Source organism: Mastigocoleus sp. MO_188.B34 (assembly GCF_030065675.1).
GTDB lineage: Bacteria > Cyanobacteriota > Cyanobacteriia > Cyanobacteriales > Nostocaceae > Mastigocoleus.
In genome coordinates, this window is record NZ_JASJDK010000112.1 from 1 (window position 1) to 19,828 (window position 19,828).

The window sequence follows — 19,828 nt, forward strand, 5'->3', positions numbered from 1 at the left end:
ACATTCTAGGCACCGAAGTCCTGTCAATTTTTGCGTTAATGTTCTGTGTGGATTAATCGCTTATTGTCACCAACCTAAAAAGCCTAACCTTCATTTAGATTGGCTTTTACCTCAATCTGCTTAACCCGAACTCAGGTTATATTAGGAGTCAAACAGGTTATTTTACCCAAAGGTGGTTATAGAAGTAAAGAACGAATCAAGCAGGAACGAAAAAGAAATTTCAAAAAAGCTCGTCGTTGGCATAATGGAGTAGAAGGTCGTATCAGTTTTCTCAAACGCTGTTTTGGATTACAACGCTGTTTGTATAAAGGAGAAGAGGGATTCTCTCGTTGGATAGGCTGGGGAATTATCGCTCATAATTTAACTATTATTAGTCGAAGTAGTCTGAAAAATAAAATAAATTCTTAGATTGATTTTTATTTTTTTCAAATTCATCAATCTTTAATGTAATCAAATATCAAATCAAAAAAATTGGGCAAAATATTTCACTTGTAATTGGTTATTATGATATATGCAAGTATCAGTTACTAAGCAAAGTTTTATTTCTTATTTGTTCAATAGTTTTGCACCGGGAACTAGACTAACGGCTATGCTGCTTAAAATAGATGTATAGTTTCCCAAGGTCACAATGATACTCATTTAAGTAAACTTAAATAAAATAGTATAACTAAATCTCAAATACACTATTTTATACGCATTGTCAATTTTTACTGATATATAATTATTCAAGGTGCTAGTATCTTACTAACATCCAATTTTAAATACGATACAGTTATATTCTTGTAAACTAACACCGATGCTGCTTAATAACCGCTATCAAGTTTTGCAAACCTTAGGAAGCGGTGGATTTGGGGAAACTTTTTTAGCAGAAGATACCCAAATGCCTTCCTTGCGTCGTTGCGTGATTAAACAACTAAAACCAATAGCTAGTAATCCTCAGGTTTACCAATTGGTGCAAGAGCGATTTGGGCGAGAAGCTGCAGTGTTAGAAAAATTAGGAGAAAATAACGATCAAATTCCTAGTTTATATGCTTATTTTCAGTTTAAAGAGCGATTTTATTTAGTACAAGAATATGTGGAAGGTGAGACATTAACGACAATAATTCAGAAGCAAGAGTTTTTACCCGAAAATGAAGTGCGAGAAATTTTAGCTAGCTTGCTACCGGTTTTAGAATACGTACACAATCAAAAAATTATTCATCGGGATATTAAACCAGAAAATATCATTTTACGACACCGAGATAACAAAGCTGTATTGATAGATTTTGGAGCAGTAAGAGAAATAATGGGAACTGTAATTAATTCCCAGGGAAATGCTGCACGTTCGATAATTATTGGTACTCCAGGATATATGTCCAGTGAGCAAGCAGCAGGTAGACCCGTCTACTCAAGCGACCTCTACAGTTTGGGAATGACAGCAATATATCTATTGACGGGTAAAAAACCCCAAGAGTTACAAGTAAACCCAATTACTGGAGAACTTATCTGGCATAACTATGCAGCGGGTATCAGTCCAGTAATGATAGGGGTAATTGATAAAGTAACCCAATATCATCCAAGAGATCGTTTTTCTACTGCTGGGGAAATGTTACAAGCTCTGGAAAGTGATTTTGTACCTTTAGATCCCACGGTACATTATGTTCGAGAGCCAGTAGATACTCAACCACCTAGTTTTGCTGTTTCTTCTTCATCAGTATCACCTAATATTGTAAAACAAGATTTATTTTCGACTACAAACATTTCCAGTACGAATAAATCGGATGTTGGAGAAAGTAAAAAAAATCTGATTCTCGGTTTAGTGATAGGGAGTTCAATCCTAGGAGTTTTCATTGGTGCTTCAGTGATTGTTGGTTTTATGTTAAATCGGTCATCACAAGTTGTGGAACCAAAAATATCAACCTCTATTCAACAACCCAATAAAATTCAACAGCCTGATACAATTCAACAATCCAATACAATTCAACAGCCCGATACGATCCAAAAACCCAATACAGAATCTCAAATTTCTGAAACGCCTAAACCTCCTATTGATAACTACTCTTGGCTTTCTCAAAGATTAGCAAAAAATGCGGATTTGGATGATAAAAGTGCTTTAGACCTAGATATTATGCGAAATTCGGTTTTTGCTCGTCATGGTTATCGTTTTAAGACTATTAAATTACAAGAATATTTTGATAAACAACCTTGGTACAAGCCCAAGTATTTACCACAGGATTTCCCAGACAATTTGCTCTCGGATATAGAAATACAAAATGTAGAATTTATTGCTAAATATCAAGACAGTAATAATAAGAGATATTTTCCTAAATAAATTTATTAAGTGGTCATTGGTAAAATATCTTAAGGTTATTTTGAAAGATTTTGTTCCTATAGATTTCCAGTATTGAGCTACTTCATCACTACTATTCACTGTTTCTGAGAATTGTATCGAACAATATTTAGATAATAATTAGTCTTTCAAGCATACTTGTAATTTATTTTTAAATTCTTATATTTGGGATATTTATTCTATTCAATCGCGTCTGCACATGTTGTAATGTACTCTTTTAAAGGTGTGCTTACTATAAGTAAAGATAATAATATTACAGCTTTTCACGGAGCATGAACACAAAGCTGCTGAACAATCGTTATCAGGTGATCGAAGTATTAGGTGCCGGTGGATTTGGTGAAACCTTTTTGGCTGAAGATACCTATATGCCTTCTCGTCGCCGTTGTGTGATTAAAAAACTTAAGACCATAACAGGCGACCCACGAACTTACGAAAAAATCAAACAGCGCTTCGAAAGAGAAGCTGCGACATTAGAGTTGTTGGGTGAAGGTAGTGACCAAATTCCTAAGCTTTATGCTTATTTTTCCGAACAGGAACTCTTTTATCTGGTTCAGGAATGGATCCAAGGTCAAACCTTAACTGAAATAATTGAAGCCAAAGGTGCTCTTTCTGAAACTGAAGTGAAAAGCATTTTATTAAATTTGCTTTTTGTCCTTGATTACGTACACAGTAAAAATATTATTCATCGGGATATAAAACCGGATAATGTTATTTTATCTGCTAATACTGGCAAACCAGTTTTGATTGATTTTGGTGCAGTCAAAGAAACCATACGCACAATAGCAAATCCTCCAGGACGTTTTACGGAATCATTAATTATTGGTACGCCAGGTTATATGCCCAGCGAACAGGCGATTGGACGTCCCATTTATGCGACAGATATTTATAGTTTGGGTTTAACAGCAATTTTTCTGCTGACTGGTAAATGTCCTCAAGAATTACAAACAGATCGCCAAACAGGGGAAATACGTTGGCAAGAATATGCTGCAGGAGTATCTCCCCAACTAGCTCAAATCCTGAATCAAGCCATTCAACTTCAAGCAGGCGATCGCTTCACCACTGCAAGTAAAATGCTTGATGCTTTGAAGAGTGAAAGTACGAGTATTCCCAGCACTATAAAAGTCAAATCCCAACAACCAGTAACTCAAAAAACTATTGCTCTTGCTCCCAACGCTGGTAGGTCTAATCAACCCATACAAAAATCTAAACCTTTATCCAACCCCACAAATAATTTGGTCGCTCCAGTTTCTTCGATTTTGACCTCTGAAGTTTGGCAAAAACCCCCTGTAATTATTGGGAGCTTAATACTTGGTAGCTTACTTGGTGCAATAGCTATTTCCAGTTTTGCAATTTCTAGCTTTGAAAGTCAGGAAAAAAGTAAAGAGAATTTTGCGAAATCAAATGTTGAAGCACCGAAGGAAGCACAATCCTCCGTTAACTCTCAATCCCCGAACGCTGAGACTCTTAATCCGGTAACTTCACCTTCTCCGTCTGTTGATGATTTACCTATTGATAATTCAGGTAGGGATACAGCACCAGTTGAGACAAATGCAGAATCTACAGCAAAAACACAAGGGGAGCCGGAAAATACAGAAGAAAGTAGTTTAGAAACAGCTACTCAAAAAAATGAAAAAACTCAGCCAGTAAACTCAGAATCTACGAACTCAGAATCTACAAATACTGTCCAGAATCCAAAAAATAATCAACCAACTGCACCTACATCTCCTACGCCAGATAATACTAGCAAAGAACAAGAAGGAGAAAAAACTACTCAGTCACGAGAGAATTCTGCTTCCCTTCAGAAAAAATCTCCTGAAGTTTCTTCAGAAAAAACTAAGTCCCCACGGGAAGCGAACAGGAAAATTGAAGAGCAACAGATTGTAGCAAAAAATAGCAGTAACAATATTAGAGTTCCTGCTTTTCCCGTTGGAACAACAAAGGATACTATTCGAGGAAGCCTAGGAAGACCGAGTAAAGATTCTCGGGGAGTATACAGAAATACTCGCGCTTATCTTTATAACCAGCCAAATGAGGTAGATCTTGGCTACATAGTCGATAAAACATCTGGAGCCTTAAGACAAACAGAAGTTTCTTTTCCTCAATCTGCAGGAAAAGATGCGATGCAAGTAACCCTACAAGGAATGTTAGGCGGTAATATATCGAATGATATTAAAAAAGAATTAGAAAGAGTTTATCAGCGTCAAAAAAGAAAACACTGCTTTAGAAGAAATGGATTAAAAGGAGTTATTCAACGTAATCAAAAAGGCAGGATTTATATGGCGGTTTGGGATGCCAAACTACACAGTGGATGTTAATTTTTAACGGTTAAACATTAATGTTTAACCGTCAACCGTTTAATTGAAAAATATTAGTTGAAAACTATTACTTGACACTAACTTTAGCTCCAGCTTCTTCAAGCTGTTTCTTAGCATCTTCAGCAGCTTCTTTAGCAATAGCTTCTTTGATTGGCTTGGGAGCAGATTCAACTAATTCTTTTGCTTCTTTTAGACCCAAACCGGTGATGCTACGTACCACTTTAAGAATTGCAATTTTCTTATCAGCAGGTACTTCTTCAAGAACAACATCAAATTCAGTTTTCTCCTCTTCTGGTTCAGCAGCAGCACCGCCACTACCTACTCCAGGCATCATACCGGGCATCATCATCATTCCGCCACCAGCAGAAGCAGAAGCATCTACACCGAAAGCTTCTTCAATTTGCTTTACTAATTCAGAAGCTTCTAATAGTGTTAAGGATTTTAACTGTTCTAAGATTTCATCGGTTTTAGTAGACATTGATGTACTCCTAATTTGGGTAAATAATTAACTTTGATTGAACGTAACGAGTCAAACCACGAATCTAAGATTCGGATTCTTGAGACCCTTCTTTCTCTGATACTGCTTTGACCGCACGTACCAAGGAAGAAGGTACTTCGTTGATTCCCACAGCCAACTTGGTTGGTACAGCGTTGAGTCCCACCGCCAACTTGGTTGAAACTGCTTTGATTCCTCCTGCCAAACGAGCCATGAGTTCTTGTTTGGAAGGTAATTCCTTGAGTGCTTTGATGTCATCTTGGTTTAAAGCTTGACCATCTAGCACACCACCACGAAGTTCTGTTTTCTTAGTGGCTTTCTGGAAATCCTCATAAGCCTTAATGGCTTCCTTCATTTCTTCTTTGACAAGAAGAAAAACAGAGGAGTCTTGAAGGAAATCCGTCATTGGTTGCCAACGCTCGTCATCCTTGACAGCAAGGCGCATCAGAGTATTCTTGGCTTTTTTACAAATTGTCCCACTGGGTCGCATTCGATTACGTAGATCGCTGATTTGTGCAACCGATAACCCCTGGTAATCAATAATTAACGCCAAGGAAGACTCATCCAAAACCTCTTTGAGGTCAGCAACTATGGCTTTTTTTTCCTCTAGCGTTTTACCCATCTAATCTCACCTCCTTAAACACTGGCTTTTCTTCTCATAATTTTTCAGCAGTTGCCTTGTTGTAGCAAAAAAGTATATTCTGCCAAAACAATAGACTCCGACTGCCACGAGCCAGAGTCTTTCAGAGACAAAAGTCTCTACAAAGTTTTTCAAAGATATGAACCTCGGTAGGAAATTACCCCCGAAGGGAACCTACTGTCTCTGGCTTTTACCTATTCAATTATGAGTTTTTTTGACCGGCTTACTTAATATAAAGTCTATATACGATTGCACTAAGTAATTACCAGCCTTAAATTATTTGTCTTGATATTTGTCCTGAATTTTGAGCCATAAGCTACAAACTGTAATCAAGCAGTGACCGTTTGAGGTTTACGATTGGAAACTTGAAAGTTCAAAATCTTTAAACCAAAAAAACTTAAAACTCAAAATTAAAAATCAAAATAAATAAATTTATAACCTAAGGCTTATAAATTACTACAGAACTTATTATTAAGCAACCTCAGCCAAGGCTAAATCTCGAAGGCTACTGATATTGACCCGAATAGAGGGTCCCATTGTTGAGGAAACATAAATCGTACGCCAGTATCGACCCTTCGCACCAGAAGGACGATTGCGATCAATAGTTTCTTGTAATGCCTTCAAATTAATTAATAAATCTTCTGCTGGGAATGATACCTTACCAAACATGACGTGGACAATACCAGTCCGGTCGGCACGAAATTCTAATTTACCAGCTTTAAATTCTGCGATCGCACTAGCAACATCAGGTGTAACTGTACCACCTTTTGGAGAAGGCATTAAACCGCGAGGACCAAGCAATTTACCCAGCTTTGCGACCTGCGGCATTACATCTGGAGTTGCAATCAATTTATCGAAATCCATTCTTCCCTGTTGGATTTCGTTGATCAATTCTTCCGAACCAGCAATATCAGCACCAGCATTACTGGCTTCAGTTACTTTTTCACCTCTAGCAATTACCGCGACCCTGATTGTTTGCCCCGTACCTTTTGGCAATACAACCGTTGTCCGTAATTGTTGATCGGTATACTTTGGATCGATCCCCAAGCGAATATGTGCTTCTGCTGCTTCAGGGAATTTAGCTGTTGCTGTTTCTTTTAAAAGATTTAAAGCCTCTATAGGCTCATAGTCTTTATCTTCTACTTTTTCTAATAACGCCTGCATTCGGCGTGAAAATTTCTTTGCCATTTTACTCCATTGGGGTAAATAACGAGCTTAATTCTCTCCCCCGATATTTTTACTTGTAACTGTTGACTGACAACTAATAACTAATCTTTTATGGTAACACCCATATTTTTGGCAGTACCTGCAATGATTTTCATTGCTGCATCAATATCATTTGCATTGAGGTCTGGCATTTTTGTCTGAGCAATTTCCCGTAATTGCTCGGTGGTAATGGAACCAACCTTAGTCTTATTGGGTTCGCTAGAACCTTTACTTATTTTTGCAGCTTTAGTAATTAGTACTGACGCTGGCGGAGTCTTGAGGACAAATGTAAAACTCCGATCTTCGTAAACCGAAATTTCTACAGGTATAACCATTCCAGCTTTATCGGCTGTTTTGGCGTTGTACTCCTTGCAGAACATCATAATATTTACGCCATGTTGACCTAAAGCTGGTCCAACTGGCGGTGCTGGGTTGGCTTTTCCAGCTTGAAGAGCCAATTTAATAAGCGCTGTTACTTTCTTCGCCATTTTGACTACTGTTTCTCTACCTGATTAAATTCCAATTCAACTGGTGTATCACGTCCGAAGATTGAGAGCAAGGCTTTTAGCTTACTCCGTTCGGGACTGACTTCAATCACCTCACCTTCAAAGTCTTTAAATGGACCAGAAAGCACGACTATCTTATCACCTGTAGCCATATCAATTTTGACTACTGGTTCTTGTTCGGTAGTCTGCTTAAAGATTCTCTCTACTTCTGCGTGAGAAAGTGGTACCGGTTTGACGTGACCTCTACCTCTTCCGGTTCCTCGTCTTTGTTCGGCTCCCACAAAGTTAATCACGTGGGATGTGTTACGAACCACCTGCCAGCTTTCATCATCCATCGTCATCTTGACAAGAACATAGCCAGGAAAGACTTTTTCTTCGGTTTGTTGGCGACTGCCATCTTTACGAATTTTTACAGCTGGGGTGTGAGGAATTTCTACTTGAAAAATTTTTTCAGCCACATCAAACGTTTGGATGCGCTGTTCCAAATTAGTCTTTACACGTTTCTCACATCCGGAGGCAACCTGTACTGCATACCAGCGTGCTTCTTTTAAAGCATTGATTGCCGTTTCCGTAATTTCTTCTGACTGTAATCTTGAATTGCGACTTTCATCTGTTGAAGAAGTCATCAGAACACCTTACCCACTGCCCAAGCAAACAATCCGTCAATGAGATTCATCGAAACTGCTTGATTGGTTGATTCAAATACCACTGTACTTAATTTACTGAACAACCAATCAACTACGTAAATTAAAGAAGCGGAGAGTGTAACCATTAATAACACCGCAGCTGACTCACTAACTAGTTGCTTGCGTGTTGGCCAAACTACTTTATCCAGTTCTTCTTTAGTCCCTTTAAAAAAGTTGGCAATGCTGAATTCGCTAGTGGTGTTGCGCATTTCCGCCTCGCTTTTTTTGGCCATGGTTTTTGGTCTCCCCCATTCTTGTACAGCTATCTCATTATTTTACAAAGCAATAGACGCTTCAACCAAGGCTTCAAGTAACAAGCTTTGAAGCAAATAGCTGTAAACATCATAATATAGCCCGATACGAGTATTTGTTACTGCTATATTAACAGTTATTCTACTTGTTCCGGACTAATTTTTCTTAAAATAAGAGAGCGCGCCCTGGAGGACTCGAACCCCCGACATCAGGTTTTGGAGACCTGCGTTCTACCAACTGAACTAAGAGCGCTCAAAAACCTAAGCTAAATCGTCACGAATAACTTTATTACTTAGCAGAAATAGCTTAGCACAATGTTGGGTAACACTATAACTTATTTTTATTGTAAAAGGCAAGCTGCCAGGAAAAAACAAGATAGCGGCAAGAGCCGCTTTACAGTAGAGCTTTCTCCCATATGGATGCTTGAAGTTTACAAGGGACGGTCAAAACGTTGTTTGATCCGGGTCGCCTTACCAACTCGATTACGTAAATAATAAAGTTTTGCTCGACGAACTTTACCTCGACGTATCACTTTAATGCTATCAATCCGGGGAGAATGTAACAGAAATACTCGCTCTACTCCAACACCCTGAAATATTTTGCGCACTGTAATGGTTTCATTAATTCCGCCATTACGTTTAGCTATTACAACTCCTTCGTAGGGTTGAACGCGGTATTTTTCACCTTCTTTAATCTTTACTCCTACTTTGACGGTGTCACCAACATAGATGACAGGAAGATTAGTTTTTAATTGTTCCGCTTCAATTGAACGGATAACTTCTTGAACATTCATAATTTCTGGAAAAACTCACGATCAACAATCATAAATCCATAAATGTCTTTAGTCTAGATGAGACTGATGAATTATAACGATAGTTTTATGACGATTTTAATGATTTTTTCGGTAAGAGCAGATTAAGCTAGAAATTCCAATAATGAGGATTATGTAGCGAGTTTTGCAATTATGGAATTTAGCGTGGTAATAACCACCCACAATCGATTAAATTTGCTGCAAAGGGCAATCAGTTCTGCTCTTAACCAGACACTTGAATGTGAAGTGGTCGTTGTGGATGATTGCTCGTCTGATGGGACTAAAGAATACGTTGAAAATCTAATCGCAGAATTGGAAGAAAGTCATGATTCGCGTTTAGTTTATCTGCGCAACGAGCAAAATATGGGTCATGCAATTTCGGTGAATGTGGGGGTGCGAAAAGCTAAAGGAAACTGGGTAAAGTTTTTGGATGATGATGATTATCTTGCTGCTAATTGTTTGGCTGAGATGGTAAAAGCTATATCACTACGTCCTGAGGGGGTGATTTGTTCTTGTGTCGCTGTTCAGGTTAATAGTAAAGGAACTGAAATTAGTCGTACGCCAAAGTTAGGTCCAGGTTTAGCTTTTTATGTACCCCAAGTTGATATTCATTATGGAATGCTTTTAGAGTTAATTCCTTTTGGAACACCGGTACAGGTAGCTTGTAAGCGAGATGCTTTCTTAAAAACTGGAGGATGGGACCCCAGTTTGGATACTAATTGTGACGACATTGATTCTTGGATTCAAGTAGCTCAATTTGGTGATGCGATTTTTCTCAATCAGTGCCTCGCCTATCGTACTATTTGGATTGGTGCTTACAATCAGAAGTTTTCCTTATCTCAAAGATTGGCTACGAATATTCTAATGAAGGAAAAGATTTACGCTTTTGTAAATCCACAGCATCATCCCAATATCCCTAAGCTTAATGATGTAATCAACTATTTAAAGCTTCACTGGATTTTGGTGGCGCTCAAACAAAAAAATATTAAGAGTTTGCTTGAGATGCTTGAACCATCTATTCTTTTTCCCGTAACATGGCAGCTTTTTTTAAAGGTTATATTTTCACGTAATATCAAAATAGATAGTGGAATAATTCGTAAATTAGTATTAATTAGAAACTCTGAAATTTGAATTAATGAATTTATTTGTAATTATGATTTCATCAAGTTATGATTAAGATTTTATTTCTGGGAAATGCTATTGATAAGAAATCTTATATTCACATATCCCCCAGCAACAAGTAAATTAACAGAAATTATGACTTTTTAAATCTAGGGATATTTGAATCATCTGATTCAGAATAAATATTTTTTGCAATTAGAACACAGATGAAATCAAGTTACAAGAATTAATTTTTATAAATTAAATTATAAATTTTAAGTTTTAAATATTAAGTATTAACTATGAAAACGTAGATACTAAGATATTGATGTATTTATCTCTATTAATCTGCTCCTATTTCATATATTAAATCTAGAGCAGCTATAAAACTGGACTATCATAACTTAGCTGTGAATCATCATCTGCAATAATCTAGATGATGTTTACTTTTTTATCCTTGTGTGCACATTATTGATTTTTATTTATGTTTTTTTAATGAAATCATTTAGTGTGTAGTAAATATTTTTTACATTTTCTAAGAAATCAAATCTCTAAAAAATCAAATTCCTAAAAAATTCAAAGTTAAATGTCAAACAAGTTACGAATCATATTAGAAATTAATTTCTCCAAACAAGTTTTTATAAAAAAAATATTTAATAAGTTAGCAAAATGAGTAACGGCTTGCTGCGGCTGATTTCCGGTGAAGATCACACACTCGAACAAACACACTCTTACTTGCTATCTGATAACAGTGAGACACTAATAGGGCGTGAACCAAGCTGCCAAATAGTCTTCAAATCAGACGAGTATGCAATGGTATCGCGTCGTCATGCAGCAATCGCTCCATCTTTTTCGCTTGAAGGAAAAATTTGTTTTACAATCTGCGATCTGAATAGCTCTAATGGTACCTATTTAAATGGCAGGCGTTTGAGTGGTTGTCAGGAGTTACAGGTAGGCGATCGCATTATTTTTGGTAACAACGGACCGGAATTTATCTTTGAGTATGAAAGCGATTTACCAAATACAGAAGCATCACCATATCCTAAATCTGTCAGAAATTTCGGCAAGCCAGGGTCATTTGTTTATTTTGAACAAAACTCAGAGCACATAGAAAAAGAAGTAGATGCAGCTAGTTTGTCACAGTTAATTCCAATACTTTCTACCGGAAAAGATTTACGTCACAAAGCTTATTTAATACCGGGAATTATCACAGTAATTGTTGTTGTATTAATGTTTGCAGCCCAAGGTTCTACTTCATTTTTCGTTATTTTAGCAACTTATTTAGCCGGAGCTGGTTTTTACTTTATTTATCGCTTGTGTGGGAAAAAAAAGCCTTGGTGGGTTCTACTTGCCTCAACTCTTTTTTGTATTGTTATTTTAGTTACACCACTTTCGATCCCATTTTTCTTTATATTTCGTGCGGTTCTACCTGGTGACATATCCTTTCTTGGAAGTGGGAGTGATATAGGATTTCTCCAATTTTTTATCCGAATGTTTTTTGGAGCTGGTTTATTAGAAGAATTCCTAAAATCTATCCCCATATTTGGCTTTTATTTTATTGGAAGAATACTAACTCCGCCACAAAGTAAACGTGTTGGTGTTTGGGAGCCCCTAGACGGTATTTTAATTGGAAGTGCTTCAGCCGTTGGCTTTACTTTATTTGAAACTCTGCTTGACTATGTACCGCGTACTTTAGCTTCCCGTGGAGCTTTGGCGGGTCTGCAACTACTTATCCCACGAATTTTGGGGGAAGTCGCAGGACATATGGCTTATAGCGGTTATTTTGGTTATTTTATTGGCTTAAGTGTTTTAAAACCAGGTAATGCAAAGAGAACTTTAGCCATTGGTTATTTTACGGCATCAACTATCCATGCTTTGTGGAATTCAATGACTTATTTTGGCACTTTGGGAATTTTGCTGTTGGTACTAATTGGGATAATATCCTATGCTTTTTTAGCTGCTGCAATTTTAAAGGCGCGGGCTTTATCTCCTTCACGAGGAGAAAATTTTGCTACGCGATTTAAACTTGAGGAATAGTTGTTCAGATTCCAATTATTATTTCAAATACCGCTTCATCATTAACTGTATTCGCTTCATTTTCTTTTCATCCCAGCTAAATATGTCGTGGAGTAGGGTATAAAAACAAGGAATAATAAACAGGGTTAATAAAGTTGCTAGGGATAAACCGGAAAAAACTACTATCCCCAAAGGTTGTAAAAATTCTGAACCTTCGCCAATTCCCAAAGCCAAGGGAAACATTCCCAACACTGTGGTAATCGTAGTCATAAGAATCGGGCGCAGGCGTTGGGGTGCTGCTTGTAAAATAGCAGTCTGACGATCTACACCATGGCGTTCCCGAATTTGGTTTGCTAGTTCCACCATAATAATGGCGTTATTTACGACAATTCCTACTAGCAATACAGCGCCGACGATAACCGTAGCTCCAATTGCTGTTTGGGTAATGTACAAACCAAAAATCCCTCCAGCTAGTGCTAAGGGCATTGTAAACATAATGACTAGCGGGTCAATAAGGGAATTGTATTGCACCGTCATAACAACAAAAACCAAGAATGCTGCTAACGCACCTAAGAAAATAAAAGAATTTTGCAGTTCCTGATTAGATGCAACTGTAGAACTGGGTATAACTGCAACTCCCGGAGGTAAATCGAGATTATCTAAAACCCGATCTACCTGATTAGCAGCTTCGCTGAGACTAGCACCTTCACTTAAGGTTCCGGCGATGAGAAAAACTTGACGCTGATTAATCCGTTTAATTTCTGTAGGTGCTTGGGCTTTAATAATTTTAGCTACGTCGCTGAGGCGAATTAAATGTTTATCTGGAGTAAATAAGGGTAAACTTTCTAGTTCAGATGCTGCTTGAATTGAGATCTCATTGAGTTGAACTCGTATATCTACCAAGCGATTTGCACGTTGTAAGCGGGTGGGGACGCTACCAGTAATTGCAGTTTGAATTGTTTCGCCGATATTGCGTGCTGTTAAGCCATATGCTGCTACCCTTTCCCAGTCGGGGCGAATTTGAACTTCTGATTCGGGGACATCAGCATCGGGACGAAATTTTGCTAGAGTGACTTGTTCATCTAAGGAGCGAAGGGCTTGTCTTCCGGCTTGAGCTAAACTTTTTGTATCGTTACCCTGAAGAATGACATCAATATCTGCTCCCCGTACTGGTGTATTACTAAGAATTAAACCCCGTACGCGTCTGGGAAATAAACGCAAACGAATTCCAGCTAAATTAAGTTTTTCAAATTCTTTCGATACTCTATCGCTATAAGTTTCAATATCCGTACCGGGTTTAAGGGTAATGTTAACAAAACCCCGTTGGGGGTTAGCAATGGTTGTTGTACCAAATAAAAAACCACCGACGGTGGAAAAAACATATTCTGTTTCTGGTTGACTCAGCAAAATTTCATCTACTGCAGTCATAACTTTTTGATTGATTTCCAAAGATGTACCGGAAGGAAATCGCGCAAATAAAGCTGCTTGTCCAGTATTAATTCGTGGCAAAATTTCCTGGGGAATTTGTTTTGCCATCCAAAAACTACCACTACCCAGAAAAAATAATATTAGGATTAGGGTTAATAATCTTTGCCGGAGTATTTTCCGTAGAACTTTAGTGTATGTGTTGGTGGCAGCATCAAAACGGTTATTAAATTTTTTCAGCAGCCAAAACTTACTCAAATTACTGGAAAATTGCCATGCTAACATCCTCGATGCCAACATTGGTACAACAGTTATAGCTACTACAATTGAAGCGCCGACAGCAAAACTAATTGTCAGAATTAATTCATTAAATATCAATGATATAAATCCACCAATAAGCAAAAAAGGTAATACTGTCACTAGGTTTGTGCTGGTGGAAGCAACTAAAGCCGATTCAACTTCCTGACTACTAACCTGAGCTTGTTGGATAATTGTTTGCGAGTCAACCCTTGAGTAATTTGGTAAATGACCTTCTATCCGAGTTTTAAATCCTTGGGTAATATTTTCCAGCATAACGATGGAGTTATCCACCACAATCCCCACGCCTAAAGCTAAGCCACCCAAGCTAAAAATATTCAGGGATAAATGAAACAACCCCATTAAAATCATTGCTGCTAAAGTCGCAAGGGGAATTGCTAAAACAATGATGAAGGTTTGTCGCCAAGAACCGAGAAAAAGTAAGACTGCGATCGCAGCAAGTGTGGTACCAATTAATCCCGACTTTGTTAAGTTAGCGATGGAATTACGGATAAACTGCGATTCATCTAAAGTTGTTGTAATTAAAGCTTCTGGAGGAATAATACCCGATGCTTGGAGTTGTTTGAGGCGGGCTTTGACTCCATCAACAACGTTAATAGTATTAGCTTCAGACTGCTTTTGAATACTGATCTTGACTGCGGATTTGCGATTGAGGAGAACAAAAACTCTTTGATTTTCCGTTCCATCAATAATTTCGGCAAAATCGCGTAAATAAACCCGATTATTCAAAGCAGAAGCTGTACTGGTAGAATTTGAAGCAAGGTTAAAAGAAAGATTCCTGATTTCATCTGCACTACGAAAACGCCCAACTGTACGACTCAAGGGCTCGGAATTTTCTCCTAAAATTCTTCCTCCTGAAATATCTTGATTGCGGTTTTCTAATTTATCTAGTACGTCATTTAAACCAACACCAAAAGCCTGTAGGCGTTGTAAATCGATATTAATTCTAACTTCTTCTTCAACACCACCCGATACATCCGCTCCCGCTACACCATTTACCACACCAAGTTCCCGAGCAATTTCTTCTTCGGCAAAAATTCGTAGGTCAACTCCCTGTAACCTGGGAGAAGTTAAAGCAAACTCATAAACTGGTGACTGAGAAGGATCGAATTTAAAAATCCGGGGTGCTTCAATAGTTTCTGGAAGCCGACCTCTGGCTCTATTAAATGCAGCAGTTGCATCATTAAGAGCTTGGTCAATATCACTTCCTGCTTGAAAAAACAAATCTAGACTGATGCGTCCCTCACGGGTGCGGGAATATACTTGTTCTACACCTTCTGTGGCTGCAAAAGCTTCCTCTAAAGGTTTAGTAATTTCATCGATCGCGACTTCTGGAGAAACTCCCGGTGCTTCCACACGAATTCCAATGCGAGGATAGGTAATTGATGGCAGCAAATCAACTGGAATTTGAGTAATTGAGAAAACGCCAAGTACAATTACAGCTAAGGTAAGGATAAATGTGGCAATGTGGCGACTAATCGAAATTCTACTGATACTAAACCCACTATTTGAGTTATATTTCATCGCCTTTCTTCTGCCTGTTCGGTTTCGGAAATAATCGACATCCGCACGATATCTCCATCCTGTAAAGGTTTGCCACCACTATTCACCACAAATCTTTCTCCGGCTTTTAAACCCGATAAAACTTCAACTTTGCCATCTGCTTTTTCCCCTAGGGTAACAGTTCTGGCTATAATTTTTGTTTTACCATCTTTTTGTATTACTACATACACCGTACTATTATTACCCGGAGATGTAAAAGTAGTTTCCTTGAATGAAGAAGTAATATTTCCCTTACTTTTACCTTGGGATTTATCTGGAGATTTATCTTGAGTATTCTTGGTCTGAATCGCTTTTTGGGGTATTACTACTCGAGGTTTTGTCGCAGGAGCAAAATTAACTCGTGCGAGTAAGCCACTACCAATTCTTTGATAACTATTTGCAATAACGACTTCTACAGGTATTAGGCGGTTATTTGTAGCTGGAAAAATTCGTTTCACCTTTCCCGGGTACACTTTATCAGGAAAAGCATCTAATCTTAATTCAACTAACTGCCCAACTTTTACTTTTCTTAGATCGAGTCCTGAAATTGGTACCTCAACTTTAACTCGACTTAAATCGGCAATTTTTAAGATTTCATTACCTGACTGCAAAAAATTTCCCGGCTCTGCTAATTTTTCAATTACGATCCCGGCGATGGGGGAAATAACCCTTGCTTGGGTGCGTCGTTCTTGGGCTTGGGCTACTACTGCTTGTTGAGCGATAACTCTACCTTTGGCTGCTGCAACTGCTTGTTTTTCAGTTGCAATTTCTTCTTCTGCAGCACGCACGGCTTTTGCTGTTGTTTTAGCTCTGGTGTCAGCTTGTTCTGCTGCTTGTTTGGCGATCGCTCCAGATTCTAAAAGTTTCTGTTGTCTCTGGGCTTCTATGCGAGCTTGTAATAGTTCCAACCGTCTTTGCTCTAATTGAACTCGAGCATTTCTGACCTGATTTACCGCGCGAGCAACTTCAGATTGACGCGCAGCAAGTTCTGCTTCGGCTTGATTTAAATTAGTTTTGAGGATCGCATCATCTACCTGTCCAATTACTTGCTGTTGTCTGACGGTATCTCCCACCTCTATATTCATTGCCAACAACTTACCTTCAACTTGAGAACGCATCGTAATAATTCGAAATGGCTTGGTTGTACCAACATATTCTCGAGTTTCTCGTAAAGGTTGCAGCCTCGCGATCGCAACATCAACAGCGGTACTTGTATTTCTACCACCTATGCGTTTTTCAACTTGTCCTTGCACCCCTTTTCTCTGCAACTGCTCAGATTGATTTTTTTGAAAGTCACAACCAGTGGCGATGGTTGTCATACTCAATACCCAAGTAATAAAGATTAACTTGAACAAAAATCCTGGATACTGGTTTTGGGGATCGCCAGCAGAGTATCTAAATCTTATCCTACATTTTTTCATGCCCGTGGATTTAAGTTTTGTAGGTAAGCAGGGATCACTATCTGGAGTTTCACATATTTGGCTGGAGTGAAAGAAATGCAGCATTTTGATCTGTTCTTAGGAGATAACGGGATCGCAGCTATTCTCAATTAACAAGTTCGATCTTTTTACTCCGAGTAGGGTCTCAAGATCATTTTAGTTTAAAAAAGTTGCTCCTATGATTCCTTAGTTATAATTTTCCTGTCGAAGTACATAAAGTACATAATTTACTTAGAAAATCTTGGAATATAAATTAATCTGTCTGTGAGTATCAAATAAATTAAACACTAGTTAAACAGACAAAATATTAATTCTCAAAAGAAAAAAGTTCAGACCAGCGTTAGCGCTTCAAACAAAGAAATATTAAGTAACCTTGATTTTTCTCGTTAGATTAATTTTCTATCAATTTGCTTTTAAATAACTCTTCTGTACCCACTGGTGGAGGTTTCATTAAGCAAAAACTAGTACATGCGGGAAAAAAAACTAAAAATAAAAATTCAAATGCTTTTCCACAAAAGCATAATGAAAACTTATGTCGTGAGAAAAATGTTCTTCTTTAACAAATTTATTGTATTAAAAAATATTTGAATTGCTCAATAAATAGTGAAAATACTCACGTATGTTTATTGTTTTACAAGCTTTTTGAGAAAAAACCTCATTAAAATAAAATAATTTCATTTAGTTTAATGTATTCAGAGATACAGTTTTTTAATAATTTAATGAATAGGTACTCATTAATAGATGCATCAAACTTTGCTAAAGTAATGATTATCCAATTCAGATACTGGTTAAAGTTTTATATCAATAGATCGGAAAACTGTTGTTAATCCGGTCAGAAAAACGTTATGAAGCCAGTATCTAATTTTGTTAATTAAAACTTCACTGCAAGGAAAGCCCCTGAGAAATGATAGAAGAGCAATCAGTACATCAAAATACAAAGAATTGCATTTTCCAGAGGCTATTAGAGTGAAATAAAACCTATAATTATAGGCTTATATAGCTTTGGTGCTATTGGTGCTTTCCCTAAAAGTGCCAATTTTAGGTTTTATTAATTGAAATGTAGATAATATAAAGCAATGGACTCATGCGTGTTTTCAGGAGTTCAGACAATTTTTGGTTATACAAATAACTGTCTGTCTTCAATGACATTGAAACCTATTATCAAATCATTAAGGAGAATCATAAAAACTATAATTACTGAGGAAAATAAGCCAAACTCAAAAATATTATCTTTCGGGAAGTATCACTTAAAAGCTCATAAAACGAGATATGTGCATCTCTCAAAAGATACAGATTTTAGAAGTTGTCTTAGTTTAATTTCTCATAAGCTTAGATGTCAGAAACTAAGGAAGAAGTATCCGAGGAAAAATTTTTTACGACAACAAAAATTTCCAACTAAACAACTAAATACTGGGGAAATGATTGTTAATGATTCTTTTTTATCTTCTCTCTATTCAACTCCTGTAGGTTTTACGGGATTGCAAATGCTAATGATAATCAATAATCAAGATAAATGGTTGCAGCGGTTACCACAATATAGAGATTCTATTTATCAATTAGCTCAGATAAAACGGACACTGATTTTGTTAAAAACTAAAATCCACAGAATCAATTACAACAAACTGGAGTTTCTAGCTACACGTAAATTGAATGGGATATTATCAAACTTGCCCCAAAACTGGATAAAATCAGAATTTCCTCCTTTAAGAATAAGAAACAACTACACGTCAGAATTTTTCTTGACGAAAGACCTAATCGATATCTATTCAAGAAAAGATAGAATTCAGGCTATTCTTGGGGGGTATACATTCCTCAGTTTTTATCTAGGAAAAATAGGTAGCAAAATAGATATATTCATCCAGAAATACATAAATAATACCTGGCGAATGTTGAGACTAGTATCAAAAAGTCCGTGTGACCAAATAAGTCAGGTTAAGGCATGCCAAGACTATCGACCAGGGGACTATAAATATAGCAATCTTACTATTGCAAATCAAGTATCTCGGCTTCAAATATGTCCTCAGATAGATTTTAGTGAATTGACAAAGAAAAATAAAACTATTTACTCGGGATTTAGATCATTACAATCTTGTCACCCTAGTTTGCAAAAGAGAAGACTGAGTGATGAGTTGGGAAAAATAGTGAATACATACAATCATTCCCATCCTATTTCAACACCATTTAGTAAGGAATATATAAAAAAGTCTAGGAATGTCTTAATAAGAATTAGTAGTAGAAAACTATTGGGGAATATTTCCTTTGTCTTTTATCCTGATTTAGTACCCAACACATTGAAAAATGTTTCATTGAATATCAGAGCTAGACAAACTATTAGAACTGTTGATTCAAGGGGCTCTGGGCAAAAGACTAGTATTAATCTCTCAATTGGATTGTACCGTCTTAAAAGTGGCAGAATCATTATTGACGGATATGATATTTACCTATTTTTTTTAGAGTTCTTGCAAAAGCAGTTAAGGGTGATACTGCAAGAATATTTCTCCTCTCTAGTACTATTTTCAACCGCATAACTTTATACAATTATAGTTTTAACCTCGAGCCAAAATTTATAGTCTTTAAGTTCGTCGGATTATATATGTTTCATGCTGACATACATTTTGGGGTTATTACACACTTTCAAGAGAATCTGAATCATCTTGTATGCGGTAAAAACAGTAGAAAATAGTAATTCCTAGAGCCTTAATGACAAATCTTATTATTCTGAACTTAGGTGAGGTTACTAGTTATT

The 19,828-nt window shown here is 37.2% G+C and carries 13 protein-coding genes, 1 tRNA gene, 3 pseudogenes and 1 other annotated feature; of the genes and pseudogenes, 7 read left to right on the plus strand and 10 right to left on the minus strand.

From position 1 onward, the window contains the following. From QNJ50_RS21905 to QNJ50_RS21920, 4 genes and pseudogenes are all read left to right on the plus strand, one after another. Positions 1-124, plus strand: a pseudogene (locus QNJ50_RS21905) (IS982 family transposase); the annotation flags it as partial. A gap of 14 nt (positions 125-138) precedes the next feature. Further along, positions 139-408, plus strand: a pseudogene (locus tag QNJ50_RS21910) (ISNCY family transposase); the annotation flags it as partial. A 388-nt stretch (positions 409-796) separates the two neighbouring features. Further along, positions 797-2,311 (plus strand): YARHG domain-containing protein, encoded by a 1,515-nt coding sequence (locus QNJ50_RS21915; RefSeq protein ID WP_300639436.1) that lies wholly within the window; start codon positions 797-799, stop codon positions 2,309-2,311. A 290-nt stretch (positions 2,312-2,601) separates the two neighbouring features. Next, positions 2,602-4,644, plus strand: coding sequence for a protein kinase (locus QNJ50_RS21920; protein WP_300639439.1), 2,043 nt, complete (start codon positions 2,602-2,604; stop codon positions 4,642-4,644). Positions 4,645-4,711: 67 nt separating this feature from the next. On the opposite strand, the gene rplL is transcribed toward QNJ50_RS21920, so the two are convergent. The 8 genes and pseudogenes from rplL to rplS form a co-directional block, all read right to left on the minus strand. Next, positions 4,712-5,122 (minus strand): 50S ribosomal protein L7/L12, encoded by a 411-nt coding sequence (gene rplL, locus QNJ50_RS21925; protein ID WP_300639442.1) that lies wholly within the window; start codon positions 5,120-5,122, stop codon positions 4,712-4,714. A gap of 64 nt (positions 5,123-5,186) precedes the next feature. Further along, entirely contained in the window at positions 5,187-5,762 is a 576-nt protein-coding gene (gene rplJ, locus QNJ50_RS21930) for a 50S ribosomal protein L10 (protein WP_300639445.1), read from the minus strand. Between the two features lie 78 nt (positions 5,763-5,840). After that, positions 5,841-5,985: a sequence feature (ribosomal protein L10 leader region), on the minus strand. 266 nt (positions 5,986-6,251) lie between these two features. Next, positions 6,252-6,968, minus strand: a complete 717-nt coding sequence (gene rplA / locus QNJ50_RS21935) for a 50S ribosomal protein L1 (protein ID WP_300639448.1) — start codon at positions 6,966-6,968, stop codon at positions 6,252-6,254. 80 nt (positions 6,969-7,048) lie between these two features. Further along, on the minus strand, positions 7,049-7,474 hold the full coding sequence (gene rplK, locus QNJ50_RS21940) for a 50S ribosomal protein L11 (RefSeq protein WP_300639451.1): 426 nt from the start codon (positions 7,472-7,474) through the stop codon (positions 7,049-7,051). Between the two features lie 5 nt (positions 7,475-7,479). Next, positions 7,480-8,118, minus strand: coding sequence for a transcription termination/antitermination protein NusG (gene nusG / locus QNJ50_RS21945; protein ID WP_300639455.1), 639 nt, complete (start codon positions 8,116-8,118; stop codon positions 7,480-7,482). Between the two features lie 74 nt (positions 8,119-8,192). Continuing rightward, positions 8,193-8,411, minus strand: a pseudogene (gene secE, locus QNJ50_RS21950) (preprotein translocase subunit SecE); the annotation flags it as partial. A 198-nt stretch (positions 8,412-8,609) separates the two neighbouring features. Next, positions 8,610-8,682: transfer RNA gene (locus QNJ50_RS21955), tRNA-Trp, on the minus strand. Between the two features lie 178 nt (positions 8,683-8,860). Continuing rightward, on the minus strand, positions 8,861-9,223 hold the full coding sequence (gene rplS, locus QNJ50_RS21960) for a 50S ribosomal protein L19 (protein WP_300639458.1): 363 nt from the start codon (positions 9,221-9,223) through the stop codon (positions 8,861-8,863). 171 nt (positions 9,224-9,394) lie between these two features. Between rplS and QNJ50_RS21965 the strand changes: the two genes are divergently transcribed. Continuing rightward, entirely contained in the window at positions 9,395-10,372 is a 978-nt protein-coding gene (locus QNJ50_RS21965) for a glycosyltransferase family 2 protein (protein ID WP_300639461.1), read from the plus strand. Between the two features lie 639 nt (positions 10,373-11,011). Then, on the plus strand, positions 11,012-12,379 hold the full coding sequence (locus QNJ50_RS21970; RefSeq protein ID WP_300639464.1) for a PrsW family glutamic-type intramembrane protease: 1,368 nt from the start codon (positions 11,012-11,014) through the stop codon (positions 12,377-12,379). Positions 12,380-12,397: 18 nt separating this feature from the next. On the opposite strand, the gene QNJ50_RS21975 is transcribed toward QNJ50_RS21970, so the two are convergent. After that, a complete protein-coding gene (locus tag QNJ50_RS21975; protein WP_300639466.1) occupies positions 12,398-15,625 on the minus strand; it encodes an efflux RND transporter permease subunit in 3,228 nt (1,075 codons plus the stop codon). Further along, positions 15,622-17,064, minus strand: coding sequence for an HlyD family efflux transporter periplasmic adaptor subunit (locus QNJ50_RS21980; protein WP_300639469.1), 1,443 nt, complete (start codon positions 17,062-17,064; stop codon positions 15,622-15,624). The genes QNJ50_RS21975 and QNJ50_RS21980 overlap by 4 nt, the downstream gene beginning before the upstream one ends. 1,160 nt (positions 17,065-18,224) lie before the next feature. Here QNJ50_RS21980 and QNJ50_RS21985 point away from each other — a divergent pair. Continuing rightward, the gene (locus QNJ50_RS21985) at positions 18,225-19,610 is read left to right on the plus strand and encodes a hypothetical protein (protein ID WP_300639472.1); all 1,386 of its coding nucleotides are present in this window, start codon (positions 18,225-18,227) and stop codon (positions 19,608-19,610) included. Positions 19,611-19,828 lie beyond the last annotated feature (218 nt).